This window comes from Listeria valentina (assembly GCF_011800755.1).
GTDB classification, from domain to species: Bacteria; Bacillota; Bacilli; order Lactobacillales; family Listeriaceae; genus Listeria; species Listeria valentina.
In genome coordinates this window covers 32,801-54,333 of sequence record NZ_JAATJW010000009.1, presented here as the reverse complement: position 1 = coordinate 54,333, position 21,533 = coordinate 32,801, and the positions used below count along the sequence as shown (strand labels likewise).

Genomic DNA, 21,533 nt, shown 5'->3' with positions numbered 1-21,533 from the left:
TAGCATACTTTTCCAAACGAAAGAAACCAACAAAAAAACGGGCAAGAAAGCCTGTTCCACGTGTCTTTTAAACGCACAAAAAGGAAGACTGCTTTAATCAGTCCTCCCTTCGATTTCCTTCATTGGAAGCGTCCATTATTCCTGTTCCGGGTTGCGCAAATAGTAGCCAACGCCGCGTCTTGTCACAAGCCAAGCTGGATGGCTCGGATTATCCTCGATTTTCTCACGTAAACGTCGCACAGTGACATCGACCGTCCGCACGTCCCCAAAATAATCATAGCCCCATACAGTTTGCAATAAATGTTCGCGCGTCATGACTTGACCCATATGTTTTGCCAAATAATGCAAGAGTTCGAATTCACGGTGCGTTAGCTCGATTGTTTCTCCACGCTTCGACGCCACATACGCATCCGGATGAATCACAAGTGAACCAATTTCAAGCTCGCTATTTTCATTCTCTTCCGCCGCTTGCGAACTAATTTTACTATGACGACGCAAATTCGCTTTAACCCGTGCAATCAGCTCCCGATTACTAAATGGTTTCGTCACATAATCATCCGCACCTAATTCAAGCCCAAGTACCTTATCAATCTCAGAATCCTTTGCCGTTACCATGATGATTGGCATGTCGTATTTTTTACGCACCTCGCGGCAAACTTCAATGCCATCTCTACCAGGCAACATAATATCTAATAAAATCAAATCCGGCTGTACCTCTTCGACAAGCTCGAGCGCTTCATCTCCGTCATAAGCACAGTAAACATCGAATCCTTCTTTATTTAAATTAAATTTAACAATATCTGCAATTGGTTTCTCGTCATCTACAACTAATACTTTTTTCTCTGACATGTTACACAGTCCTCCTAAAAATGGATTTCATAAAGTATCTCTTATCAAACGGTGTTCCTCAACTCACCTTCATTTCAGTCGAGGCTCTAAAACTATTTTAGAATCACCTGTACCCATTATAACACAAGCCATAAATTTTCTGAATTATTACAGCGCAACCGAAATGAAATGCTACAAAAAGAGGACGTCAATCCAGTGGATTGACGTCCTCTTTTTTACGGTTCCGACGGGATTTGAACCCGCGATCTCCTGCGTGACAGGCAGGCATGTTAACCCCTACACCACGGAACCTTTCAGCACCTTAAAACAGGCACCTACTAATTAAACCACATTTCCGAAATCGCGTCAATAACTTTTTATGAAATTTTCTTCTGCTTTTTGGAAAACTGCTAGTTGTCCAATTCGATCCACCGCTTCTTCAAGCCGCGCCTCACTCACAAGTAAACCGATCCGCACGTAGCCCTCGCCAAACGTCCCGAAGCCACTTCCATCCGCCACTGCAACCCCAGCCGCATCAAGCAAGTATTGAGCAAAGCTGCTGCTCGTATAACCCGCTGGAACTTTCATCCAAGCGAAAAAGGAACCCGCCGGCGCTGAGCCTTGCCATCCAATTTTCGCAGCCGCACTGAGGAAGGCATCTCGGCGTTTCCGGTAGCGATCGTTTTGGACTTGCACCGCTTCTTGGGAATCTAAAAGTGCCGCGCAAGCCGCATCTTGAATGGCAGGAAACAAACTCACGTAAAGGTGGTCTTGAAGCAAATTAATTGCCTCAATCATCTCGCGGTTTCCTGCCGCAAAACCGACGCGCCATCCGGCCATATTATACGTTTTCGAAAGCGTGTAAAGTTCGATCCCAACGTCTTTCGCTCCCTCACTCGCTAGAAAATTAATCGGCTTCTCCGCTTCGAATCCAATCGCCCCATATGCAAAATCGTGCACGACGCCGATCTCATTTTCCTTTGCAAACTGAATCGTTTCTGCAAAAAATTCTTTCGTTGCCGCGCTCCCTGTTGGATTGTTGGGGTAATTTAAAAACATTAACTTCGCTTGTTCCCGTGTTTCCGCCGTGATTTCACGATAATCCGGCAAAAACTGGTTTGCTTCGCGGAGCGGCATCGTCTCAAATTGTGCATCTGCAAGCGAAATTCCCGATAAATAATCTGGATAGCCCGGATCTGGCAGAAGCATCAAATCACCTTCATCCAAAAAGCAAAGCGGCAGTTCAACAAGTCCCGCCTTCGAGCCAAATAAAATCGCAATTTCCGTTTCTGGGTCAAGCGTCACCTCGTATTCTCTTTGGTAAAAATCCGCAGCCGCTCGCTTGAATTCTGGCTTACCGCGAAACAACGAATACTTGTGATTTTGCGGGTCTTCCGCAGCACGAGCAAGTGCCTTTACAATGTGATCTGGCGTAGGTTGATCGGGATTCCCTTGCCCCAAATTGATCACATCCACGCCTTCCTTGATTTTTTGATTCACATCCTGCACGAGCTTGGAAAAAAATTGTTCTGGTAAATTTTGAAGTCGTTTCGCTGGTTTCATTTTCATCCCCACTTTCAGTTTGATAAACATGATAAAGTTTTCTGCTAATTTTGTCTAGTCTGGTTATAAAAAATTTTAAAAACCATTGACAAAATATTTCAATCTCGGTATACTGTTCAGCAACAGGTTTTATTAAAACTGAATTCTCTTATCAAGAGCGGCTGAGGGACTGGCCCTGCGACGCCCGGCAACCTAACTTTTTAAAAAAGTGAAGGTGCTAATTCCAGCAAACTGACGTGACGTTAGTTTGAGAGATAAGAGAAGCGAATCCACTTTTGCATTCACTTCTCTAATCTTTTAGAGAAGTCTTTTTTATGGCCTAAAATACCCATTTAGGAGGAAAATACAATGAAAAAGTGGACAAAAAGAAGTTTAACAGGAATTTTAGCGGGAGTTGCTCTCTTTTCACTCGCGGCTTGTGGCGGCGAGAAGGAGGAAGTGCGTTTAACTGATAAAGTCACGCTAGGTGTAACCGGCGGACCCCATCAGCAAATCGCTGAGGAAGCTAAAAAACTCGCTAAAAAAGAAGATATACATATTGAAATCAAAACATTTGATGACTACAACACGCCGAATACGGCTTTAAACGATGGGGATTTGGATGCGAATAATTATCAAACTATTCCCTTTTTAGAAACGCAGAAAAAAGACAAAGGCTATAAGCTTTCGATTGCTTTTAAGACGGTTGCCTTTCCGATGGGGATTTATTCAGACGGATTAAAATCGCTGAAGGACCTCAAAAAAGGCGATAAAATTGCCGTTCCGAATGATCCTTCAAACGAATACCGGGCGCTCAAGTTATTTGAAGATGCTGGCGTTTTGAAACTCAAGAAAGGCGTGGAAGAGAAGGCTACTAAAAATGATTTAGCTGAAAATCCGCTTGATCTTGAAATCGTTGAACTCGAAGCTTCGCAGATTCCTGCCCAGTTAAAAGAAGTAAAAGCGGCAGCGATCAACACAAACTTCGCGATGGGTGCGGGCTTAACAATCAACGACGATTCGATTTATCATGAGCCAACGAAAAACAATCCTTATCCCAATGTTTTCGTCGTCCGCACAGACAATAAAAATGATGATGCCGTGAAAAAACTGGAAAAAATCTATCATTCCAAAGAAATGAAGGATTTTATTGCTAAAGAATTTAACGGTTCTGTCGTTCCGGCGTTTTAAGGGGGAATTCGAATGATTGAATTAACGAACGTATCGAAAAACTTCAAACTCGGCGACACGACTGTTGAAGCAGTTAAAGAGGTTTCACTTCGCGTCGAACAAGGTGAAATTTATGGCGTTGTTGGCTATAGTGGCGCTGGGAAAAGCACGCTTGTCCGCTGCATCAATTTCCTTGAAAAACCAACTGCTGGCACCGTGAAAATCGCGGGGCAAGACTTGGCGAATTTGAATGCAAAAGCGCTTCGAGAAGCGCGCCGTAAAATTGGAATGATTTTTCAAGGTTACAACCTTTTAAAAACAGCGACTGTTTATGAAAATGTAGCAATTCCGCTGAAACTTGAAGGCTTAGAAAGCAAACTCATTCACGAACGCGTGGAAAAATATTTAGAAATTGTTGGGCTAACAGATAAAAAAGAACATTATCCTGCTCAACTTTCCGGGGGACAAAAACAACGCGTTGCCATCGCTAGAGCGCTCGCACACGAACCGGAGATTCTTTTGAGCGATGAAGCAACGAGCGCCTTGGATCCTGAAACGACGGATTCAATTTTAAAACTCTTGCTTGAAATCAATAAAACACTCGGCATCACAATTTTTCTCATTACCCACGAACTCGAAGTGATCGAACGAATTTGTGATCGCGTCGCTGTGATGGAGCAAGGAAGAATCGTTGAAGCTGGTTCTGTCTTAGATATTTTCACAAATCCGAAAAAGGAAACCACAAAACGTTTCGTTGGTTCAGAAGCGAGCTTCGAGATTCCGCCTGAACTGCTTGAGCACTATAAGCAAACTGGAAAGCTCGTCTCACTGTATTTCGTTGGGCAAAGCGCGGATGAGCCCGCCCTTGCACTCGTATCTCGTCATTTTGACGTTTTGCCGAGCATTCTTGCAGGCGGCATTGAAAACTTAAAAAATGATACCCTTGGAAAGCTACTCGTTCACTTAAAAGGCGAAGAAGAAGCTTATAACAATGCGATTCAATTTTTAATTGAAAAAGGCGTTACTGTTCGGGAGGTGGCTTCCTGATGGCAAACTTTTTTTCTGAATGGGGTGAAACTCTTTGGACAGGGTTTCTCGAAACACTAGAAATGACTGCGATCACACTTGTGATCGCGATTGTGATTGGGCTGCCGCTTGGGATTCTACTCATTTTAATGCGTTCTGGCGGACAAGCGGAGAACAAAGTCGTTTATACGCTACTCAATTGGGTGATTAACATCTTGCGTTCCCTGCCGTTTATCATTTTACTTTTTTTGATTCTGCCATTTACAAAACTCGTCGTTGGCACTACAATTGGCGTTAAGGGTGTTATTTTGCCACTGGTATTTTTCACAGCGCCGTATATTGCGCGACTAATGGAATCTGCTTTACTTGAAGTGGATCGCGGTGTGATTGAAGCTTACCAGGCGATGGGGATTTCGACCACCAAAATCATTTGGCACGTCATTATTCGTGAAGCTCGATCAGGAATTATTCTTGGAATGACGATTGCGACGATCGGTTTGATTGGCGCGACGGCGATGGCAGGACTTGTTGGAGCTGGCGGACTTGGAACGATTGCTTATCAATACGGGTTCCAGCGTTTCGAACCAACCGTGATGTACGCGACCATTGTGATTTTGATTATTATGGTGCAACTCCTGCAATCCTTTGGCAATGTATTAGCACGACGTTTAAAAAAAGATTAGCCTACAAACTGGGGGAATTCATTACATGTGGAAAATTGCACTTTGCCAAATTGATATCGAGTTCGGGGAGCCTGAGGCGAATTTCAAGAAGGTTCGGCGAGCGCTTGCTGAGGCAGCAGAAAAGGGAGCAACAGTTGCCGTCTTACCAGAAATGTGGAACACCGGGTACGCCTTAACCGAACTTGGCAGCCTTGCCGACAGCCACGGCGAACGTACGAAACGATTTTTATCTGAAATTGCGGCCGAACATTTGCTAAACATCGTTGGCGGTTCCGTTTCCGTGAAAAACGATGGCAAATTCGCGAACGTCATGTACGCTTTCGATGCGCACGGCGACTTTCTTTCGAGCTACAAAAAGGTGCATCTTTTCCAATTGATGGACGAACACCTTTTTCTCGAGGCAGGAAACGACACGAATTTGTTTTTACTAAACGATGCCAAAGTGGCTGGTTTCATTTGCTACGACTTACGCTTTCCAGAATGGTTCCGCGCACATACCACGCGCGGCGCCGAAGTTCTCTTCATTGCAGCCGAATGGCCAAGCGAACGCATCCATGACTGGGAGAAGCTAGCTGTGGCGCGTGCCATTGAAAATCAAGCATTTGTAGTGGCAGTAAACCGTGTCGGAAAGGATCCAAAAAATGAATTTGGCGGACATTCGCTCGTTGTGGATCCAAGTGGTAAAATTTTGCTTCAAGCAGATGGGTCCGAAGGCAATTTCTACACAACAATTGACCTCAGTGAAATAAAAAAAGTCCGCGGCCGCATTCCCGTTTTCGAGGATAGACGTCCGGAACTTTATTAAGAAAAATGTGGATACCGCAAGAACCCCGCCGATTCGTGAATCGGCGGGGTTCTTCTTTAACTTCAAAGGGATTCTTTTTTCAAGAAAAGATGATAAGTTTGATAGCCATCTGACTTGTAAGTTCCAAACTTCATTGGGAGAAGTGCGAAAATGATTCCCAACCAAGTAACCAAAAAAGAGGTGTCCTAACTCATGAATAAAAGTTGTTGCAAATAAAACGGTAACACCACCGATACCCATAAAAAAATCAAAGCTTACCAATTCCATCTCTAAACGCCTCCTCCAAGCTATATCTGTTTTTTTATTTTGAATAGATCATTTCTTTAACTTCTAGGCTTCTTATTCTCATCAAAATAACTATAAAATTGAGATTTATCCCCGTAATTAGCTTTGTACAAGCCGTTCAAACCAGCTTTCTGACCGATAATCCCAAGTTCTGCAATCAAACTATTTTCATCTTCCGGAAAATAAAGGCGCCCTTTGAGACCAACACTATAGATATAATTAACCAATCGCTGAACATAAGCTTCGGGGTTATTTACAGTATCAATTTTCAGATATACTTGATATAAAACATCCAATATATCTAATAGCTCATTACTGGGATCAGACCGGTTTGATAATTTGTTATATAAATCATGAATAAGCTCTTTACTTTTTGTTATGTCACTCATATGTAATCACTAACACTTTCTGTTTCTATTTCACCTACTAATGAGACTACAATCATCGTTCATACTACTGGTAATAACTTCTTCATCCTCTCCATTATTTTCTGTTTATTCTAACATATCAGAGTATAGGCTTCTCCGCTTTCTAGTATTCTTCAATGAACAATATTTTCTGACGGTAATACAAATATCATATGAAACTTCTTAAAATTCATCATTTATTACAAAAAATCGACATTTCATTACATTTTTGGTTTCGTCTTAATTTTTTATGATATAATACCTTAATTTAATAAAGGAGTTGAAGAAAAATGAAGAAAAGCCAACTAAGAAAATTTTTCACACCTGTCATGATAGCAACACTTGTTTTAACACCTCTCACTCCCTCAATGACTGCGTATGCTAACAAACAAAACACAACTGCTTCCAAAAGCCAACTCTCGTTTATCAGTATCCAACAGGAAGTAGAGCAAGGGCGTACCACTAAAACTTATTCTGTATCTGATAGTCAAGCCGTGCAACGCCTGAGAAATAATGGACAAAATGTTCCCCCAGATCTATTGAGAGCTTCAATGTTAAGAAAAAACGGTGTATCTAAAATTGTTAAAAAGAAAGGATATACCTATGTTTATCTTAGTGCCTCATTAGCTAAAGCAATAGGGAACGGTGGATTAGGTGCAGCCGCGATTTTAACAATTTTTAGTGGAGGAATCGCGATGCCTTTAGCTTTATCTGTTGTTTCCGCAATCTGGAGTATAAGTTCAGGTTATATGAACAATGGCATTTGGTTGAAATTTAAAGGATTTAGATTAGTAGGAAAAGGCAAACAATAAGGATGAAGTGATTTTATGCATATTCAAAAATGGCAATTAATTCTAATCATTGTTATCGTGATGGCCACTCTACTGTCCATCTTTGGTAGTTTAACTCAATCCATTATCATGACACAAATCGGGATTTTTAGTTTGGTTATCGCGTCTCTTATTTTGCTAGTTATTGCTTTTAAAAAGAAAAAATAATTTCGTTAAAAAGTGCTGACAAATCAAAACAGCGCTTTTTATTTGCCAAAAAAACCGATTTTTCTCTCTAGCAAAGAGGAAAATCGGTTTTCTGAAACTTTCTATTCTAGATATAGTACAACTTCTCCAGCTTTAAGTGTTTGTTTTACATCAATAATCCGCTGGTTGCTTGAACCTCGAAATGCCAAGTTTGGATCAAATAGCGACTGCTCAAATCTGCCGTCAACAAGTACATCAATCAGCGATAGCAACTCCAATTTGTCTTCTGTTTCTTGTAGCATTTCCTCGAACGTGTAGCCCGTCCAAGACCAAATATCTTTCGAATTGCCATAGACTTCCCGGAGTTTCTTGACGACTATAAGACAAGTCTCTGTGTTTAAAAATGGTTCGCCGCCTAGAAGCGTGAGTCCTTGCACGCTTTCGTGGCCAACGTCCGCAACGATTTTGGCAAGTAGCTCGTCTGTGAAAGGTTCGCCGTACTTGAAGGACTGCGCCGCTTTATTGTAACAACCTTCACAGTGGAACGGGCAGCCAGACACATACAAACTGCAACGCACGCCTTCCCCGTCCACAAAATTAAATGGCTTGTAATCGGCAATATAACCGCAACTCAAGCGACTCGATTGCCATTCTTTTGGAGCTGGATTATTCATCTCGAAGCTCCATGTGCTTCACGCGTTTCGAAATTTCAACATGACGACCGTGAACCATCGGACGCTTCATTGGGTTGCCTAGATAGCCACAAGTTCGTTTTACGACATCGGCTTTTTCTGGATCGGTGTTGCCGCAATGTGGGCACTTGAATCCTTCTTCTGTCGGCGAAAACTCTCCTTCAAATCCACATTCGTAACACTTGTCAATCGGAGTATTCGTGCCGAGATAGGCTACCCGGTCGTACGCATAGTCCCACACAGCTTCAAGCGCCTTTGTGTTGTGCATGAGCTTCGGATACTCGCAGTAATGGATGAAACCGCCTGAACAGTATTCTGGATACTCTTTTTCAAAGTCGATTTTTTCGAACGGTGTAATTTTCTTTCGAACATCGTAGTGGAAAGAATTTTGATAGTATTCTTTGTCCGTAATGTCCTTCACAATGCCGAATTTCTCTTTATCCAGCCGATTAAATCGGTCAGTCAAACTCTCGCTCGGGGTCGAATACACACTAAACCAATAGCCATACTCCTCTTTCCAGCTATCCGCGTATTTTTTAAGAGCTTTAACAATATCAAGAGTGAAGGTTTTGGCTTCAACATTTTGCTCCCATTCGCCGCCATAGAAAACTGTCGCCGCTTCATACAGGCCAATGTATCCAATTGAAATCGTAGAACGGTTGTGGTTAAACAGTTGGTCGACGCTTTCCCCGTCTTCAAGACGCTTGCCAAATGCCCCATATTTGTAAAGGATCGGCGCATTTTCCGGCTGCGCTTCACGAACGCGATTCAAACGGAATAATAGCGCATCTTTCACGGTCTTCATTCTTTCGTGGAAAATTTCCCAGAACTTGGCTTGATCTCCTCGGCTTTGTAAAGCAATCCGCGGTACGTTTAACGTTACGACGCCTAAATTGTTCCTGCCAGCATTTACATTCTCGCCTGTTTCCTCGTCTTTCCACGCAGGTAAAAACGAGCGGCATCCCATCGGCACTTTAAAATCTCCCGTTAACCGAGTGAGTGTATCATAGCTCAGCACATCCGGATACATCCGTTTCGCTGAACAAGCAAGCGCTAATTGTTTAATATCGTAGTTTGGATCCTGTTTTTCTAAATTCGTGCCCCGTTTTAGTGAGAATACTAGTTTTGGAAAAATCGCCGTATGCTTATCTTTTCCTACCCCGCCAATTCGTACATTCAAGATCGCTTTTTGGATTTCACGCGCAAACCAATCCTCGCCAAGTCCGAATCCAAGTGTCACGAAAGGCGTTTGACCGTTGCTCGTATAAAGCGTGTTGATTTCATATTCCAAGCTTTGCATCGCATCATAAATATCTTTTTTCGTTCGGCTTTCCGCGTATTCCTGTTGTTTCTCTGGGACAACCCAATCCGCTGCTTCCTTTTCATGCTTCGCATAGTTCAATTTGGCATAATCCGAAAGAATTTCGTCAATTCGGTCGACCGAGCAACCGCCATATTGTGAACTTGCCACATTTGCAATAATTTGAGCGATTTGAGCCGTTGCCGTTTGAATTGATTTCGGACTTTCCACATTGGCATTCCCAATTGTAAAGCCATTTTGAAGCATTCCACGGATATCAATCAAACAACAATTTGTCATCGCGTGATACGGGCTATAATCAAGATCGTGAAAGTGAATATCCCCTTTTAAGTGAGCATTCGCAACGTGTTTTGGGAGCATATATTTTAACGCATAACTTTTCGCTACGGCACCTGCAGTGAGATCTCGCTGCGTATTGAAAACCGTTGCGTCTTTATTAGCATTTTCGTTTACGACCGCTTCGTCTTTTTCAAGCAGTTTTTGCACACTTTTCGTCATATCCGTCAAATTCGCACGTTTCGCGTCACGATCATGACGGTATTCTATGTAACTTCTCGCGACACTTGGATAGCTCGATTTCATCAAAACATTTTCTACCGTTTCTTGAATCGTATCAATCGTCAGTTCCGCTTCACTTGGTAAACTATTCACAATTGAAACGATCACATTCTCCAAAAAGATATCGTCCTCTACTTGAATGCTTTTCATCGATGCTTCAACAGCATTGCGGATTTTAATCAAATCAAAGGTTACTTTCCGACCGTCTCGCTTCACAACCTGTTGATCCGTTATTTGTTCGCTATACATGATCACTCCCCCATTTTCTATATATGGTATCTGCTTAATTAATATAGCACAATATATCGTTAAATGAAAAGTGATAGTGTGCACATTCACAAAATTAGGTCTTTCGTTCCTAAAAACAAATTTAAAAAAAGCTTCTTTTGTCCCTTGCATCAAAAATTGCAAGAACAAATTAAAAAAAGCTGACCTTCCATTAAAAAATGGAAAAATCAGCTTTTCACGCGTCTTTACTTTTCAAATGGAAATTCAATACCCCAATCTGCCCGCACTTTTGTCATGATTTCAACAACATCTTCCGTCAATTCACTAAGCGGATTTTCACCGTTTGCGATATTTTTTTCCATATCACGAATTTCATATTGCAGTGCCGAAGCGGTATCTCCAGCGGTAATTTCTTCCGACTCCCCATTTGTATAAGTCAACATTGCCCGGTCCGCACGAGGAAAATCGTCTACCGTCAAAAAGCCATTTTCATAAGCCACAATCCCACGTTTTGGCATTTTTGCCCGGAAAGTCAAGCTGATAGTCGCCATTTCATCCTGCGCATTTCGCAGTAAAATACCGGATTGTTCATCCACACCCGTTTCATATTTCTTCGCCGTCGAAAGCACTTCAGTAGGCTTCTCACTCAAGAAATAGCGCGCAAACGAGAGCGCATAAGTCCCAATATCAAGCAGCGCGCCGCCCGCAAGATCCATGCTGAAAAAGCGATTACTTGGATCATTCGGTTTCGCACTCCCAAAGGAAACTTGAATCATTTTTAAAGCACCAAGCTTCTTTTCGACCGCTATTTCCTTGAGTTTCGCGTAAAGCGGCATGTGGAAAATCGTCATCGCTTCCATAACCACAACCTTTTTCTCGCGAGAAACTTGGAGAACCGCCTCGAGTTCACGGGAACTCACCGTAATCGCCTTCTCGACCAAGATATGCTTGCCATTTTGTACCACCTTCATCATATATTCATAATGATTCGAATGCGGCGTTGAGATATAAACCGCATCAATATTCTCATCCGCAAAAAGTGCATCAAAGTCATCATAAACAAGCCCAATGCCATATTCCTTGGCAAATGCCTCGCCTTTTTCTTTATTTCTCGCCCCAACCGCATAAACCGAGCGACCTTCTTTTGTCATTGCATCCGCAAATTGGTGAGCGATTCCGCCCGGTCCAACAATAGCCCAATTCAAATTACTCATAAGTGACACCCTTTCCTCTTGCCTTCTATGGTATTTATTATATGTTTTCCTGAAACTGATGTCAAAAAGTATATACTTTTCTTATCATTCGAATTCGCTTCCAAACAATGCTATAGTAAAGGTAAAAATCGAAGATGGGGGTTCAGTATGTCATTAAAACTTGTCATTTTAGGCGTTTTAGATCAACACAATGTGCATCCATATGACATCAAACGCTTTTTAAAACGTTACAAATGGGATTATCTCTTCCAAATCAGTGATGCCAAGATCTATTATGCTTTCGAATCGCTTGAAAAAGGCGGGTTTGTGGAAGTTTCCGAAGTGGTTGAAAACGAAAAAACACCAACCAAAACGATTTATCAAATTACGGAAGCTGGGCGGGCACAAATCGAAAAAGAATTAGAAAAAGTTCTCAAAAAAGATGTTCATTCGTTCAAATTGATTTACCCAGCGCTACTCTTTTTCAATTATGCTGAAAAAGAACATCTACTCCAGCTGTTAGATGAGCGCCGCCAAAGAATTGAAAAAGAACTACATCAAAGTCTTGAAGAAAATAAATATCCAGAAGGTAGCATCACCGCCTACATTACGCAAAATGCTATCCAGCACCTTACCATTGATTTAGAGTGGCTTACAAGCTTGTATCAAAAAATTCAAAACGATGAGTAAAGCCACAAGTTACTTATGATATCGAACAATTTTTTGCTAACTAATCAAGAAAAGCCAACGCGTAATCCTAATTGGAGGATTACGCGTTGGCTTTTTCACTTGCAAGTAAAATTTAATTTTCAATCGACCATTCGGGATTCCAAACGACTTCCCACAAATGCCCATCCAGATCTTGAAAATAGCCTGAGTAGCCGCCCCAAAATGTATCGTGAGCTGCCTTAACAATCGTAGCCCCAGCACTTTTCGCTTCTTGCATCACTTGATCTACTTCAAGCTTACTAGAAACATTATGTCCAAGCGTGAGTTCCGTCTGATTTGGCTGCCCAGCTGAAAGACCCGTATCATGTGCAATATTCTCTCGCTTCCAGAGCGCAAGCTTCATTCCCGATTCCAAATCAAAAAAAGCTACCGCCCCGTGTTCGAACTCTTGCCCGATGATTCCTTCCGTCTGCCACTTCAATCCGTCGCGATAAAATGCCACCGCCCGCTCAAGGTCAGCCACCCCAAGCGTCAAAACCGTCACACGTGCTTTCATAAAATCACCTCCTAGCAAGAAACTTCCATTAAGCCTTGTCGATTTTGCGTGTTAGAACCTCTACCTCGTTTTCACGTCCGCCAACTTGGATGGTTTTGTCCCCCTGGTGCTCGTAGCCAAGATGGCTCCAAAATCCAGCCGCAGTTCCATTCGATTTGAGTACGCCAACCCGAAGTGAATCCGCTCCGCTATCTTGCGCCCATTCGCGGATGACTTCGTGGAGAACACGTCCCATCCCGCCGCTTCGCGCTTCTGGCACAAGAAGCAAGAGTCCAATGATCCATTCCCCGGTTTTTGGATAGTCTGCAACGACATCAATCAGCCCAATTGGCGTATTTGCTTCATCTAAAATGGCCATCACAAATTTATCATAGCGCGTCTTGCCTTCAGGGAGTTCCAAAATGATAGCTGCCGCATCTTCACGCGTCGCCGCCCGCCCCTTCTCAAGTTTGTAGTAATCCTCGCATTTCTTGCATACCGCTTCTGCAAGATCAATGTCTTCTGGCTTATTCGTTAAAAATTTCACGTGATAACTTTTCTTCATCGTTTCACTCTCTTCTAAAAGATTCTCTCCAGACCAGTTTGCCATATTTTCATCCAAGTTTCAATCCTCATCCCAACTGTGCTATACTGAACACGTATGAAATATAGATGGAGGACGCATGAAATGATTAAATTAGTAGCAATTGATATCGACGGTACACTCTTAAACGACCATCATGAGGTTTCACCAAAAGTGAATGAAGCGATCCAAAAAGCAAAAGCGCGCGGCGTGAAAGTGGTTCTTTGTACTGGACGTCCGCTTGTCGGCGTGGAGCAGTATTTATCCGAACTGAAACTTCGCGAGGAAGGCGATTATGTTATCAGCTTTAACGGCGCTCTCGTTCAGGATACTTTCAGTAAAGAAGTGGTTTCACACCTCACTTTGACAAAAGGAGACTTGGTTGAAGTTGCAGATGCAGCAGAAAAAGCTGGGCTTCACATGCACTTTTTCGATGAATCCGCACTTTATACGCCAAACCGCTATATCGGCAAATATACGGTTGTCGAAGCTTACTTGACGAACAGCCAATTGATCTATGAAGAAATTGAAAATGTTCCAGATGACTTCAAAGTTTCGAAAGCCATGATGATTGATGAAGCGGAAATCCTTGAAGCGGGCATCGAAAAACTCCCTGCTGATTTTTATGATAAATATCACCTAGTGAGAAGCGCTCCTTTTTACCTTGAAGTGTTGAATCGCGATGCAAGCAAAGGAAATGCTGTACACCAACTCGCTGAACTTCTTCATATTAAGCGAGATGAAGTCATGTGTATTGGCGACCACGAAAATGATACTACGATGCTTGAATATGCCGGAACAGCGGTTGCGATGGGAAATGCCATTCCGAAACTAAAAGAAATTGCAGATTTTGTCACGGCAAGTAACAATCAAGATGGCGTGGCTGTCGCATTTGATAAATTTATTTTTGAGAAATAATCATGAAAAAGCGAACGTGCCGAGCGGCACGTTCGTTTTTTTCTTAATAGCCATATGGATCGGCATCAAAATCTGCATACTCACTTGGTAACAGTGTAAATACAAAAAGAATAATCGGACCCACAAGTGGAATGAAACCAAGAAAGATCATCCACGGACTTCTTCCTGTGTCTCGAATTCGGCGAACTAGTAAGCTCACAGATGGAACAATGATGGCAATTGCATAAAGCCAGAAAATAAGTCCAATAAATAGAATTGGGCCAAGCGCAACAAGGTTTGATGCCTCAGACCCACCTGTTGATGCAAAAGCAAGAGCTGTAGAAAGTCCAAAAACTAGCGTTATTATGTAATAAGCCATCGTAATAATCCCATTCCACAAAGTGGCGAACCAGTATTCAGACCGTGATGCACGCCCCGAAAAATTAGCGTAATTTCGCCAAAAAGATTTATAAGCTTCTAAAAAACCCAAAATAACAGTCTCCCTTCATACAAGATTCTCCTGATTATACACCAAAAGTCATGAGCTATGTGTGACGAATTTGTGAATTATTACTTTTCATTCCGCGCGAAAAAGGCTATACTTTAAAAGAAAGATGTTCAATTTTTTAGGAAGAATGTAGATGCAGGAGGGATAATTATGGAACACAAGACTCGCCAGCGGTTCCCGGCTAATTTCTTATGGGGTTCCGCATCAGCGGCTTATCAAATTGAGGGCGCATGGAACGAAGACGGCAAAGGAGCTTCTGTCTGGGACGAATACGTTCGGATTCCCGGGGCTACTTATAAAGGAACGACTGGAAATGTAGCGGTTGACCACTATCATCGCTACAAAGAAGACGTCAAACTCATGGCCGATATGGGACTGAAAGCCTATCGTTTTTCGATTGCTTGGTCGCGGATTTTCCCACAAGGAAAAGGAGAAGTAAACGAAGCGGGGCTCGCATTTTACGATAATTTGATCAACGAACTGCTGAAATATAACATTGAACCGCTCGTAACGATTTATCACTGGGATATCCCACAAGCTCTTTTTGATGAATATGGGGGCTGGGAGTCACGCGAAGTGATTGCTGACTTTACGCGTTACGCAAAAACCTTGTTCAAGCGTTACGGTGACCGCGTGAAATACTGGGTGTCCTTGAATGAGCAAAATATTTTCGTCGGGATGGGCTACGGCCAAGCTTTACACCCGCCTAAGGTTGCTGACATGAAGCGGATGTATGCTGTCAATCATATCGCCAATTTGGCAAACGCAAGCGTGATTGAAGCCTTTCACGAGCTTGTTCCAGATGGGAAAATCGGACCGAGTTTCGCCTACACACCGCATTACCCAATTGATACCGATCCGAAAAACGTCCAAGCTGCTGATGACGCCGAGGAATTAAACAGTTACTTCTGGATGGACGTCTACGCATACGGCCGCTATCCGCGCGCTGTGATGCACTACTTGGAAGAAAACGGTCTCTCTCCTGAGATCAAACCTGGGGATATGGAACTTTTAAAACGTGCCAAACCTGATTTTATGGGCGTGAATTATTATCAATCGGCAACGGTTGCCTACAATCCGCTTGATGGGGTTGGGATGAGCAATGAAATTAACAATACTGGTAAAAAAGGAACCGCCAAGGAAACTGGCGTCGAAGGAGTTTATAAAAAGGTCGTCAATCCATTTGTTTCAACGACGAACTGGGATTGGACAATCGATCCGAAAGGCCTTCAAATTGCGCTTCGCCGCATCACGAGTCGCTACGATTTGCCTGTTTTGATCACGGAAAATGGGCTAGGCGAATTTGATAAGCTTGAAAACGGTGAGGTAAATGATGATTACCGCATTGATTATCTGGCAAGCCACGTGAGCGCTATCCGCGATGCCATCAGTGATGGTACCGAGGTGATCGGATACTGCACGTGGAGCTTCACGGACCTTCTTAGCTGGCTAAATGGCTATCAAAAACGCTATGGCTTTGTTTATATTGACCGCGACATTTCCGATGAGGATCCGATGACTCGGATTCCTAAGAAGAGTTACTACTGGTATAAAGATGTGATTGAAACAAACGGAGCTGAGCTTTAAACCTTAAAAAAAGCCGCAAGTTGCTGATTAAGCAGCTTGCGGCTTTAACTTTAATGGAAAATGATCAAACTGAGTAGCGCTAAAATTGCCGGCCCGCCTTGTTTAACCAAAATGGAAGCCGAACTTGTGATACTGCCATAAAGCGCAGCAATAATCACAAAGCAAATGAACAATGTAGCAATTTCAAAGCCATTTTCTGATACAAAAGTGGCATATAGTAAGCCGATTCCAAACAGCCCATTGTAAACTCCTTGATTTTTAAAGAGTGTTTGAACCATCTTGTCTTTCGTAAAGCTAAGTGGTAGTTGAAAAGTCTTCGCTGTTTTTGTAGAAGCCGGCACCACCGTTTCTAGGTAAAAAATATAAAAGTGCTCCAATGCGACAATTACGCAAAGTATGCTCGAAATAAGCGACATCCGTTCTCCTCTTTTCCTGTTTATTTCCACTCAGCCACTTTGTCAATTGGCAAACGAACCGATTCATAACCCGGCTCTTTCATTTTGCCAATGGACAAAATCATGACAGGAAGATAGCGCTTCTTATCCATCCCGAAAGTTTCAGCTAGCCGGTCGAGCTCAAAACCACCAATTGGATTTGTATCGTAGCCATAAGAGCGTGCAACAAGCATAAGTTGCATCGCAGCAAGGCTTCCATCAATCGATACAATGCGACTCATTTCTTCTTTACTAAGGCTCTCATAAAGCGGAATGATCGTTTCTAGCTGTTCATTTTTAATTTGCTCAGGGATTTTTCCCGCTTGAAAAGCCTGATTGTAAATTTCTTCTCCATAAACGTAACATTCTAAATCACCAAAAATCAAAATCATCGCCGCGGAAGTATCATTTTGGCGCGTATTAAAGCGAACTAATGGTCGAAGCTTTTCCTTCGCTTCATCGCTTTCCACAATCACAAAGCGCCAAGGCTGCATGTTAACTGAAGATGGGGCACGCACTGTTTCTTCAAGGATTTGCTTCATTTCTTGCTTAGAAATCTTCACTTTCTCATCATAAACACGCACAGAGCGTCTTCCCGTTAAAATTTCTTCAAAATTATTGTTTTTACGCATTACACACACTTCTTTCTTTCAAAATTGTTTTAAGTATACGAATAAATGACCAAAACTTTCAACTAATATGCCTAAAACAAAAACCCCTTCTTCCCGCAAGAAAAAGAGGTCTCCCTTACTTCACTTAATTTTTCTCTACAAACTCAGCAGATTTCACACCCGCTTGACGACCAAAAATAATAATTTCCGCAACCGAGTTACCACCAATTCGGTTTTCACCGTGTAAGCCACCTGTTACTTCTCCAGCTGCGAACAAGCCCGGAATCGGCTTTCCATCCTTATTAAGAACTTCGGTATTCGTATTGATTTTAACGCCGCCCATCGTATAGTGAATCCCTGGTCCAATTTTGATTGCATAAAACGGCGCTTTCGACAAATCATGATCCATCCCAGTTGCTCGCTTAAATGCTGCGTCTTTTTTATCTTTCACCGACTTGTTCCAAGTATCCACAGTAGCCGACAGCGTATCAGCTGACATATCAATTTCTTTTGCTAACGCATCGACTGAATCCGCTTTTTTCACAACGCCCATTTCTTCATATTGTTTGATTGCCTTCACGCGATCTTTCACGCCAGCATCAAAAATCAAATAAGCCGATTTGTCTTGCAATTTATTGATAGCCGCCGTTACATTGTCACGTGTATCCATTTCGTTTACAAACCGTTTGCCATCCTTATCAACAAGGATCGCACCTTCCCCGCGGACAGCTTCGCCAATCAAATAAGATTTATCCTGTTGTACCGTTGGATGCACTTGAATTTGATCCATATCAACCGTTGTTCCACCAAGTTTCTCGATCATCTTAATACCATCGCCAGTACTTCCTTCTTGGTTTGTAGTGACATAATTTTTAAGATCCGGTCGCGCTTTTTCGATCATTTCCTTGCTCGCACCAAATCCGCCAGTTGTCACAACAACCGCTGAACTGTGAACCGTTTTTTCCTTTGTATCATTGAAACGCACTTTCACACCATCTGCCTTGCCATCTTTTTCTAAGATATCAACCACATTGGCATTTACAAAAATTGGAATTTGTTCTTCCTTCACATTTTTCAGTAACCCATCCACAAGATATTGTCCGACAGCTGATCCGTCTTCTGGCCGGTGCGTCCGTTTTTCATTCATTCCACCTGTAATCGTGATATTGTTTAAACGAATTCCTTTCCCATCTAACCAATCAATGGCGCTTGCAGAATGATCGACAAAGTAGCGTAGCATCGCTTTATCATTCGTTCCGTGTCCACCTGCAAGTGTTTCTTCATAAAAAAGATCGTTGCTGTCTTTAATTCCTTGTTCCTTTTGAAATTTCGTTTCAGACGCATTCATCCCGGAAGAAGCTTTGGACGTATTCCCACCTGCAACAGGCATTTTTTCAAAAATTACCGGCTTCATGCCCTTTTCTTTAGCTTCAAGGGCCGCAGTCATTCCGGCGCCGCCAGCTCCGATGATGATAATATCATATTTTTCCTTTAACTTACTAAGCTCCGTATAGCTTGCTTCCGATGCACCTGAATTTGCTTCCGTTTTCTCAGACTTATTCACCTTTTTTTCTTTTGCTTTGTCAGCATTTGACCCACAACCAGCAATTACTAGAATTATCGTCAAAATCAAACTAAGCGCAACTAACCATTTCTTTTTCATGACGTTCCCTCCGTTTTTCAATTTTCCCTTTTTTAGTATAACATGATTGTTACATTTTTCACATATCATTTTACATAAACTTATTTTCCCACTAAACAAACCGGACAAGTTATCTTATCCGGTTTATTTCACGTCATTTTCCCACTTGAAAAGCCAAGTCTTTAGCAAGAAAGAACGGTCGCATATAAGCCACTGTATTCGAAAGTGGAATAACATCTTGACTGAGCTCAATATTCAATTCATTCTTCAAATAACTTTTTCTAAGAGAGATTCTCTCCCAAAGTTCCGGATATTCCATCTTGATCACTTCTTGCAAACTTTCGTCTGCTAGAGCCACGCATTCTTCGGCACTGACGCCCGTGTAGCCTTCAACAGATGGGATAATATCAATTTGAAAAATCATACCGCTTTTCAAAATTTGACTCGAGTCACTGTAAACCGGCGATGACATCCATTCGTCATCCGAAACCAGATGCCCAGGATTTAAATGCCAGTGATACTCTTTTTTGGGAAAAGTTTCTTCAACAAGTTGATATAGTTCTTTTCCTTTCATCCCAATCTTGATCTCCTCTAGCCAACTCACTACCGCACGAAAATAAGGCTTCGCAACTCTATCCAAATAATCCTTTTGGTTCTCCGGCAGTTGTTTTTCTTCTTTGATGACAAAACCGCTCCGACTGGATAAACCGCCTTTATAGCCTACCGTCAGAGAAAGCGGATCAGCTAATTGTACTTGTTTATGCGTCGGATAAATATTCGCCATTTCGAAACGTTTTCCAGTAGCCACAATTGTCACAACCGAGTGATATTGCCCTTCAGCCGATAAAGCCGCTCCAAGTTCCGATTCTTTTTTCCCAATTTCAACTTGATTCATCGCATTTAACATACAGCGAGAAGCCAAATTGGCACCATATTCGTAGTGAGCAATTTCGTTAGCATTGTTTACCGTACGTACCCCGTCTTCACCAATCATAAGATAAGCCGCATTATACATTTCAGCTTGGGCTGACTTTGTATTCATGAGCGCTTGAACGATAAAATGTGGCACATCAAACAACTTACTCGAATCACTTGCTTTCGTTGTGAACATCTTCCAACCGACAATTCCAATTTTATTTTTCTTAGCGAAACCTAGCTTTTCAAAAATAGCTTCTAGTGTTTCATCATTATCCATTGGCTGATTTGGAAGCGAGAAAAGCGGACTATGAATGAGTTCAACTGGCGTGCGCGAAAAAGGAGCTAATTTCAAGTTTTCGTTTCCTAAAATTGCCGTGCAACTTCCTGAGCTTTCCACGACTAATAAACCTTCTTCAAACCGCGGGATAAAACCTGTTAAATATTCAAAATTACTGCTGTGTTCTTTATCTGCATAAATCACAAGCGTATCAAAAGACTCTTCTTTCATCCGCTTTAGCAATTGACTCTTCCTTTTATTCATCGTGTCATCCGTTAAAAAAGTCGGCGCGACATTTTGAAAAGTTGCTGGTTCTTTTACTTGCTTTAAAACAACTTCCTTTATTGGCATGATTTTCTCCTTATTTGATCGATTATAATAATTAGTTTGCTATAAAAAAAGAGATACGTGCAATCAAAATCTACTTACACCTTATCCATATCCTCATTATAAGCTATTTCCAAACAAAAAGCAGCGAAACAATGAGAAATCCTCTTGTTTCGCTGCTTTTTTAACTTAGTTCCTTATTAAGATCATTCAAAATCTCCAGGGAATCCACCAAATCCGAAATGATGATGTCTACGGTGCATGTGTTTCCAATCACGCAAATCTGCTTTGGACGGATCCATTCTACCGCCAAATCCAAACGGCATTTCTCTATCTGGTCCATCAAATCCTGCAAAATTTTGCATTTGTTCTTGATGCAAGCTTTCAAGATGACTAGAGACTTTATTCAATAATTCCGCGAGTTGTTCTTTTTCCTCGTCTGAAAGGCAATCAAACAACTCACCCGATTGTTGATCGTTTTGTCCAATTTCTTCCGCACGTGCTTTGCCGCTTTCCGTTAGTTTAACATTCATCACACGACGATCCGCTTCAGATGGTTCGCGTGTAATAAGTTCTTGTTTTTCGAGTTTAGAAAGCAACTCCCCAAGCGACTGTGTTCTCATATCGAGTAAAAAGCCTAATTTTTTTTGCGTAATTTCAGGCTGCATCTTAAGAAGTGCCAGAACACGACCTTGACCACGATAAGGATTTCCCATCGGACCAAATTGCTGCATGCGTATTCCTTGATAGCGGTGCATCAGTTTGTCGAGCTTCAAAAATTGTTTCATTAAATCTTGATTTTCCATTATGATTCCTCCAATGAATTTAAT

The 21,533-nt window shown here is 42.1% G+C and carries 23 protein-coding genes, 1 tRNA gene and 1 riboswitch; of the genes, 9 read left to right on the top strand and 15 right to left on the bottom strand.

Annotated elements, in window-relative coordinates; translation table 11 throughout:
* Positions 1–135: 135 nt before the first annotated feature.
* From yycF to HCK02_RS04205, 3 genes are all read right to left on the bottom strand, one after another.
* Positions 136–849: a response regulator YycF gene (gene yycF, locus HCK02_RS04215; RefSeq protein WP_036070213.1), complete on the bottom strand. Its 714-nt coding sequence runs from the start codon at positions 847–849 to the stop codon at positions 136–138.
* 218 nt (positions 850–1,067) lie between these two features.
* Positions 1,068–1,140, bottom strand: a tRNA-Asp gene (locus HCK02_RS04210).
* A gap of 54 nt (positions 1,141–1,194) precedes the next feature.
* Positions 1,195–2,391: a pyridoxal phosphate-dependent aminotransferase gene (locus HCK02_RS04205; RefSeq protein WP_167628881.1), complete on the bottom strand. Its 1,197-nt coding sequence runs from the start codon at positions 2,389–2,391 to the stop codon at positions 1,195–1,197.
* Between the two features lie 145 nt (positions 2,392–2,536).
* A riboswitch (SAM riboswitch) is annotated at positions 2,537–2,652 on the top strand.
* An 87-nt stretch (positions 2,653–2,739) separates the two neighbouring features.
* On the opposite strand from HCK02_RS04205, the gene HCK02_RS04200 reads away from it, so the two are divergent.
* The 4 genes from HCK02_RS04200 to HCK02_RS04185 are packed head-to-tail and all read left to right on the top strand — an operon-like array spanning position 2,740 to position 6,054.
* The gene (locus tag HCK02_RS04200) at positions 2,740–3,561 is read left to right on the top strand and encodes a MetQ/NlpA family ABC transporter substrate-binding protein (protein WP_167628872.1); all 822 of its coding nucleotides are present in this window, start codon (positions 2,740–2,742) and stop codon (positions 3,559–3,561) included.
* 12 nt (positions 3,562–3,573) lie between these two features.
* Complete coding sequence (locus tag HCK02_RS04195; protein WP_167628871.1) at positions 3,574–4,587, top strand: methionine ABC transporter ATP-binding protein; 1,014 nt, start codon at positions 3,574–3,576, stop codon at positions 4,585–4,587.
* Complete coding sequence (locus tag HCK02_RS04190) at positions 4,587–5,249, top strand: methionine ABC transporter permease (protein ID WP_167628870.1); 663 nt, start codon at positions 4,587–4,589, stop codon at positions 5,247–5,249. The genes HCK02_RS04195 and HCK02_RS04190 overlap by 1 nt, the downstream gene beginning before the upstream one ends.
* Before the next feature lie 25 nt (positions 5,250–5,274).
* Complete coding sequence (locus tag HCK02_RS04185) at positions 5,275–6,054, top strand: carbon-nitrogen family hydrolase (protein WP_167628869.1); 780 nt, start codon at positions 5,275–5,277, stop codon at positions 6,052–6,054.
* Positions 6,055–6,377: 323 nt separating this feature from the next.
* On the opposite strand, the gene HCK02_RS04180 is transcribed toward HCK02_RS04185, so the two are convergent.
* A complete protein-coding gene (locus HCK02_RS04180) occupies positions 6,378–6,728 on the bottom strand; it encodes a bacteriocin immunity protein (protein ID WP_167628868.1) in 351 nt (116 codons plus the stop codon).
* A gap of 308 nt (positions 6,729–7,036) precedes the next feature.
* On the opposite strand from HCK02_RS04180, the gene HCK02_RS04175 reads away from it, so the two are divergent.
* Positions 7,037–7,558 (top strand): hypothetical protein, encoded by a 522-nt coding sequence (locus tag HCK02_RS04175; RefSeq protein WP_167628867.1) that lies wholly within the window; start codon positions 7,037–7,039, stop codon positions 7,556–7,558.
* 15 nt (positions 7,559–7,573) lie between these two features.
* Entirely contained in the window at positions 7,574–7,744 is a 171-nt protein-coding gene (locus HCK02_RS04170; RefSeq protein ID WP_167628866.1) for a hypothetical protein, read from the top strand.
* Between the two features lie 101 nt (positions 7,745–7,845).
* Here the strand turns inward: HCK02_RS04170 and nrdG are convergent, their stop codons facing one another.
* The 3 genes from nrdG to HCK02_RS04155 form a co-directional block, all read right to left on the bottom strand.
* Positions 7,846–8,397, bottom strand: a complete 552-nt coding sequence (nrdG, locus tag HCK02_RS04165; RefSeq protein WP_167628865.1) for an anaerobic ribonucleoside-triphosphate reductase activating protein — start codon at positions 8,395–8,397, stop codon at positions 7,846–7,848.
* Positions 8,390–10,543 carry an anaerobic ribonucleoside-triphosphate reductase gene (gene nrdD, locus HCK02_RS04160; RefSeq protein ID WP_167628864.1) on the bottom strand — a complete coding sequence of 718 codons (2,154 nt, stop codon included), beginning with the start codon at positions 10,541–10,543 and terminating at the stop codon, positions 8,390–8,392. Before nrdD ends, nrdG begins: the two co-directional genes overlap by 8 nt.
* A 224-nt stretch (positions 10,544–10,767) precedes the next feature.
* Positions 10,768–11,736, bottom strand: a complete 969-nt coding sequence (locus tag HCK02_RS04155; protein WP_167628863.1) for a Gfo/Idh/MocA family protein — start codon at positions 11,734–11,736, stop codon at positions 10,768–10,770.
* Between the two features lie 147 nt (positions 11,737–11,883).
* On the opposite strand from HCK02_RS04155, the gene HCK02_RS04150 reads away from it, so the two are divergent.
* Positions 11,884–12,405: a PadR family transcriptional regulator gene (locus HCK02_RS04150; protein ID WP_167628862.1), complete on the top strand. Its 522-nt coding sequence runs from the start codon at positions 11,884–11,886 to the stop codon at positions 12,403–12,405.
* 112 nt (positions 12,406–12,517) lie between these two features.
* Here the strand turns inward: HCK02_RS04150 and HCK02_RS04145 are convergent, their stop codons facing one another.
* Together HCK02_RS04145 and HCK02_RS04140 are read right to left on the bottom strand one after the other, a co-directional pair.
* On the bottom strand, positions 12,518–12,940 hold the full coding sequence (locus HCK02_RS04145) for a VOC family protein (protein WP_167628861.1): 423 nt from the start codon (positions 12,938–12,940) through the stop codon (positions 12,518–12,520).
* A 28-nt stretch (positions 12,941–12,968) separates the two neighbouring features.
* Positions 12,969–13,484: a GNAT family N-acetyltransferase gene (locus tag HCK02_RS04140; protein WP_167628880.1), complete on the bottom strand. Its 516-nt coding sequence runs from the start codon at positions 13,482–13,484 to the stop codon at positions 12,969–12,971.
* Between the two features lie 123 nt (positions 13,485–13,607).
* Between HCK02_RS04140 and yidA the strand changes: the two genes are divergently transcribed.
* Positions 13,608–14,420, top strand: coding sequence for a sugar-phosphatase (yidA, locus tag HCK02_RS04135; RefSeq protein ID WP_167628860.1), 813 nt, complete (start codon positions 13,608–13,610; stop codon positions 14,418–14,420).
* A gap of 43 nt (positions 14,421–14,463) precedes the next feature.
* On the opposite strand, the gene HCK02_RS04130 is transcribed toward yidA, so the two are convergent.
* Positions 14,464–14,889, bottom strand: a complete 426-nt coding sequence (locus tag HCK02_RS04130) for a DUF805 domain-containing protein (protein ID WP_167628859.1) — start codon at positions 14,887–14,889, stop codon at positions 14,464–14,466.
* Positions 14,890–15,057: 168 nt separating this feature from the next.
* Between HCK02_RS04130 and HCK02_RS04125 the strand changes: the two genes are divergently transcribed.
* On the top strand, positions 15,058–16,494 hold the full coding sequence (locus HCK02_RS04125) for a glycoside hydrolase family 1 protein (protein ID WP_167628858.1): 1,437 nt from the start codon (positions 15,058–15,060) through the stop codon (positions 16,492–16,494).
* A gap of 50 nt (positions 16,495–16,544) precedes the next feature.
* Here HCK02_RS04125 and HCK02_RS04120 read toward each other — a convergent pair whose 3' ends face one another.
* From HCK02_RS04120 to HCK02_RS04100, 5 genes are all read right to left on the bottom strand, one after another.
* Positions 16,545–16,910 carry a DUF1304 domain-containing protein gene (locus HCK02_RS04120; RefSeq protein WP_167628857.1) on the bottom strand — a complete coding sequence of 122 codons (366 nt, stop codon included), beginning with the start codon at positions 16,908–16,910 and terminating at the stop codon, positions 16,545–16,547.
* 20 nt (positions 16,911–16,930) lie between these two features.
* On the bottom strand, positions 16,931–17,560 hold the full coding sequence (locus HCK02_RS04115; protein ID WP_167628856.1) for a nitroreductase family protein: 630 nt from the start codon (positions 17,558–17,560) through the stop codon (positions 16,931–16,933).
* A gap of 124 nt (positions 17,561–17,684) precedes the next feature.
* Positions 17,685–19,202: a flavocytochrome c gene (locus tag HCK02_RS04110; protein WP_167628855.1), complete on the bottom strand. Its 1,518-nt coding sequence runs from the start codon at positions 19,200–19,202 to the stop codon at positions 17,685–17,687.
* A 133-nt stretch (positions 19,203–19,335) separates the two neighbouring features.
* Entirely contained in the window at positions 19,336–20,727 is a 1,392-nt protein-coding gene (locus HCK02_RS04105; protein WP_208970437.1) for a M24 family metallopeptidase, read from the bottom strand.
* A 182-nt stretch (positions 20,728–20,909) separates the two neighbouring features.
* Positions 20,910–21,509 carry a MarR family winged helix-turn-helix transcriptional regulator gene (locus HCK02_RS04100; protein ID WP_167628854.1) on the bottom strand — a complete coding sequence of 200 codons (600 nt, stop codon included), beginning with the start codon at positions 21,507–21,509 and terminating at the stop codon, positions 20,910–20,912.
* Positions 21,510–21,533: the final 24 nt, after the last annotated feature.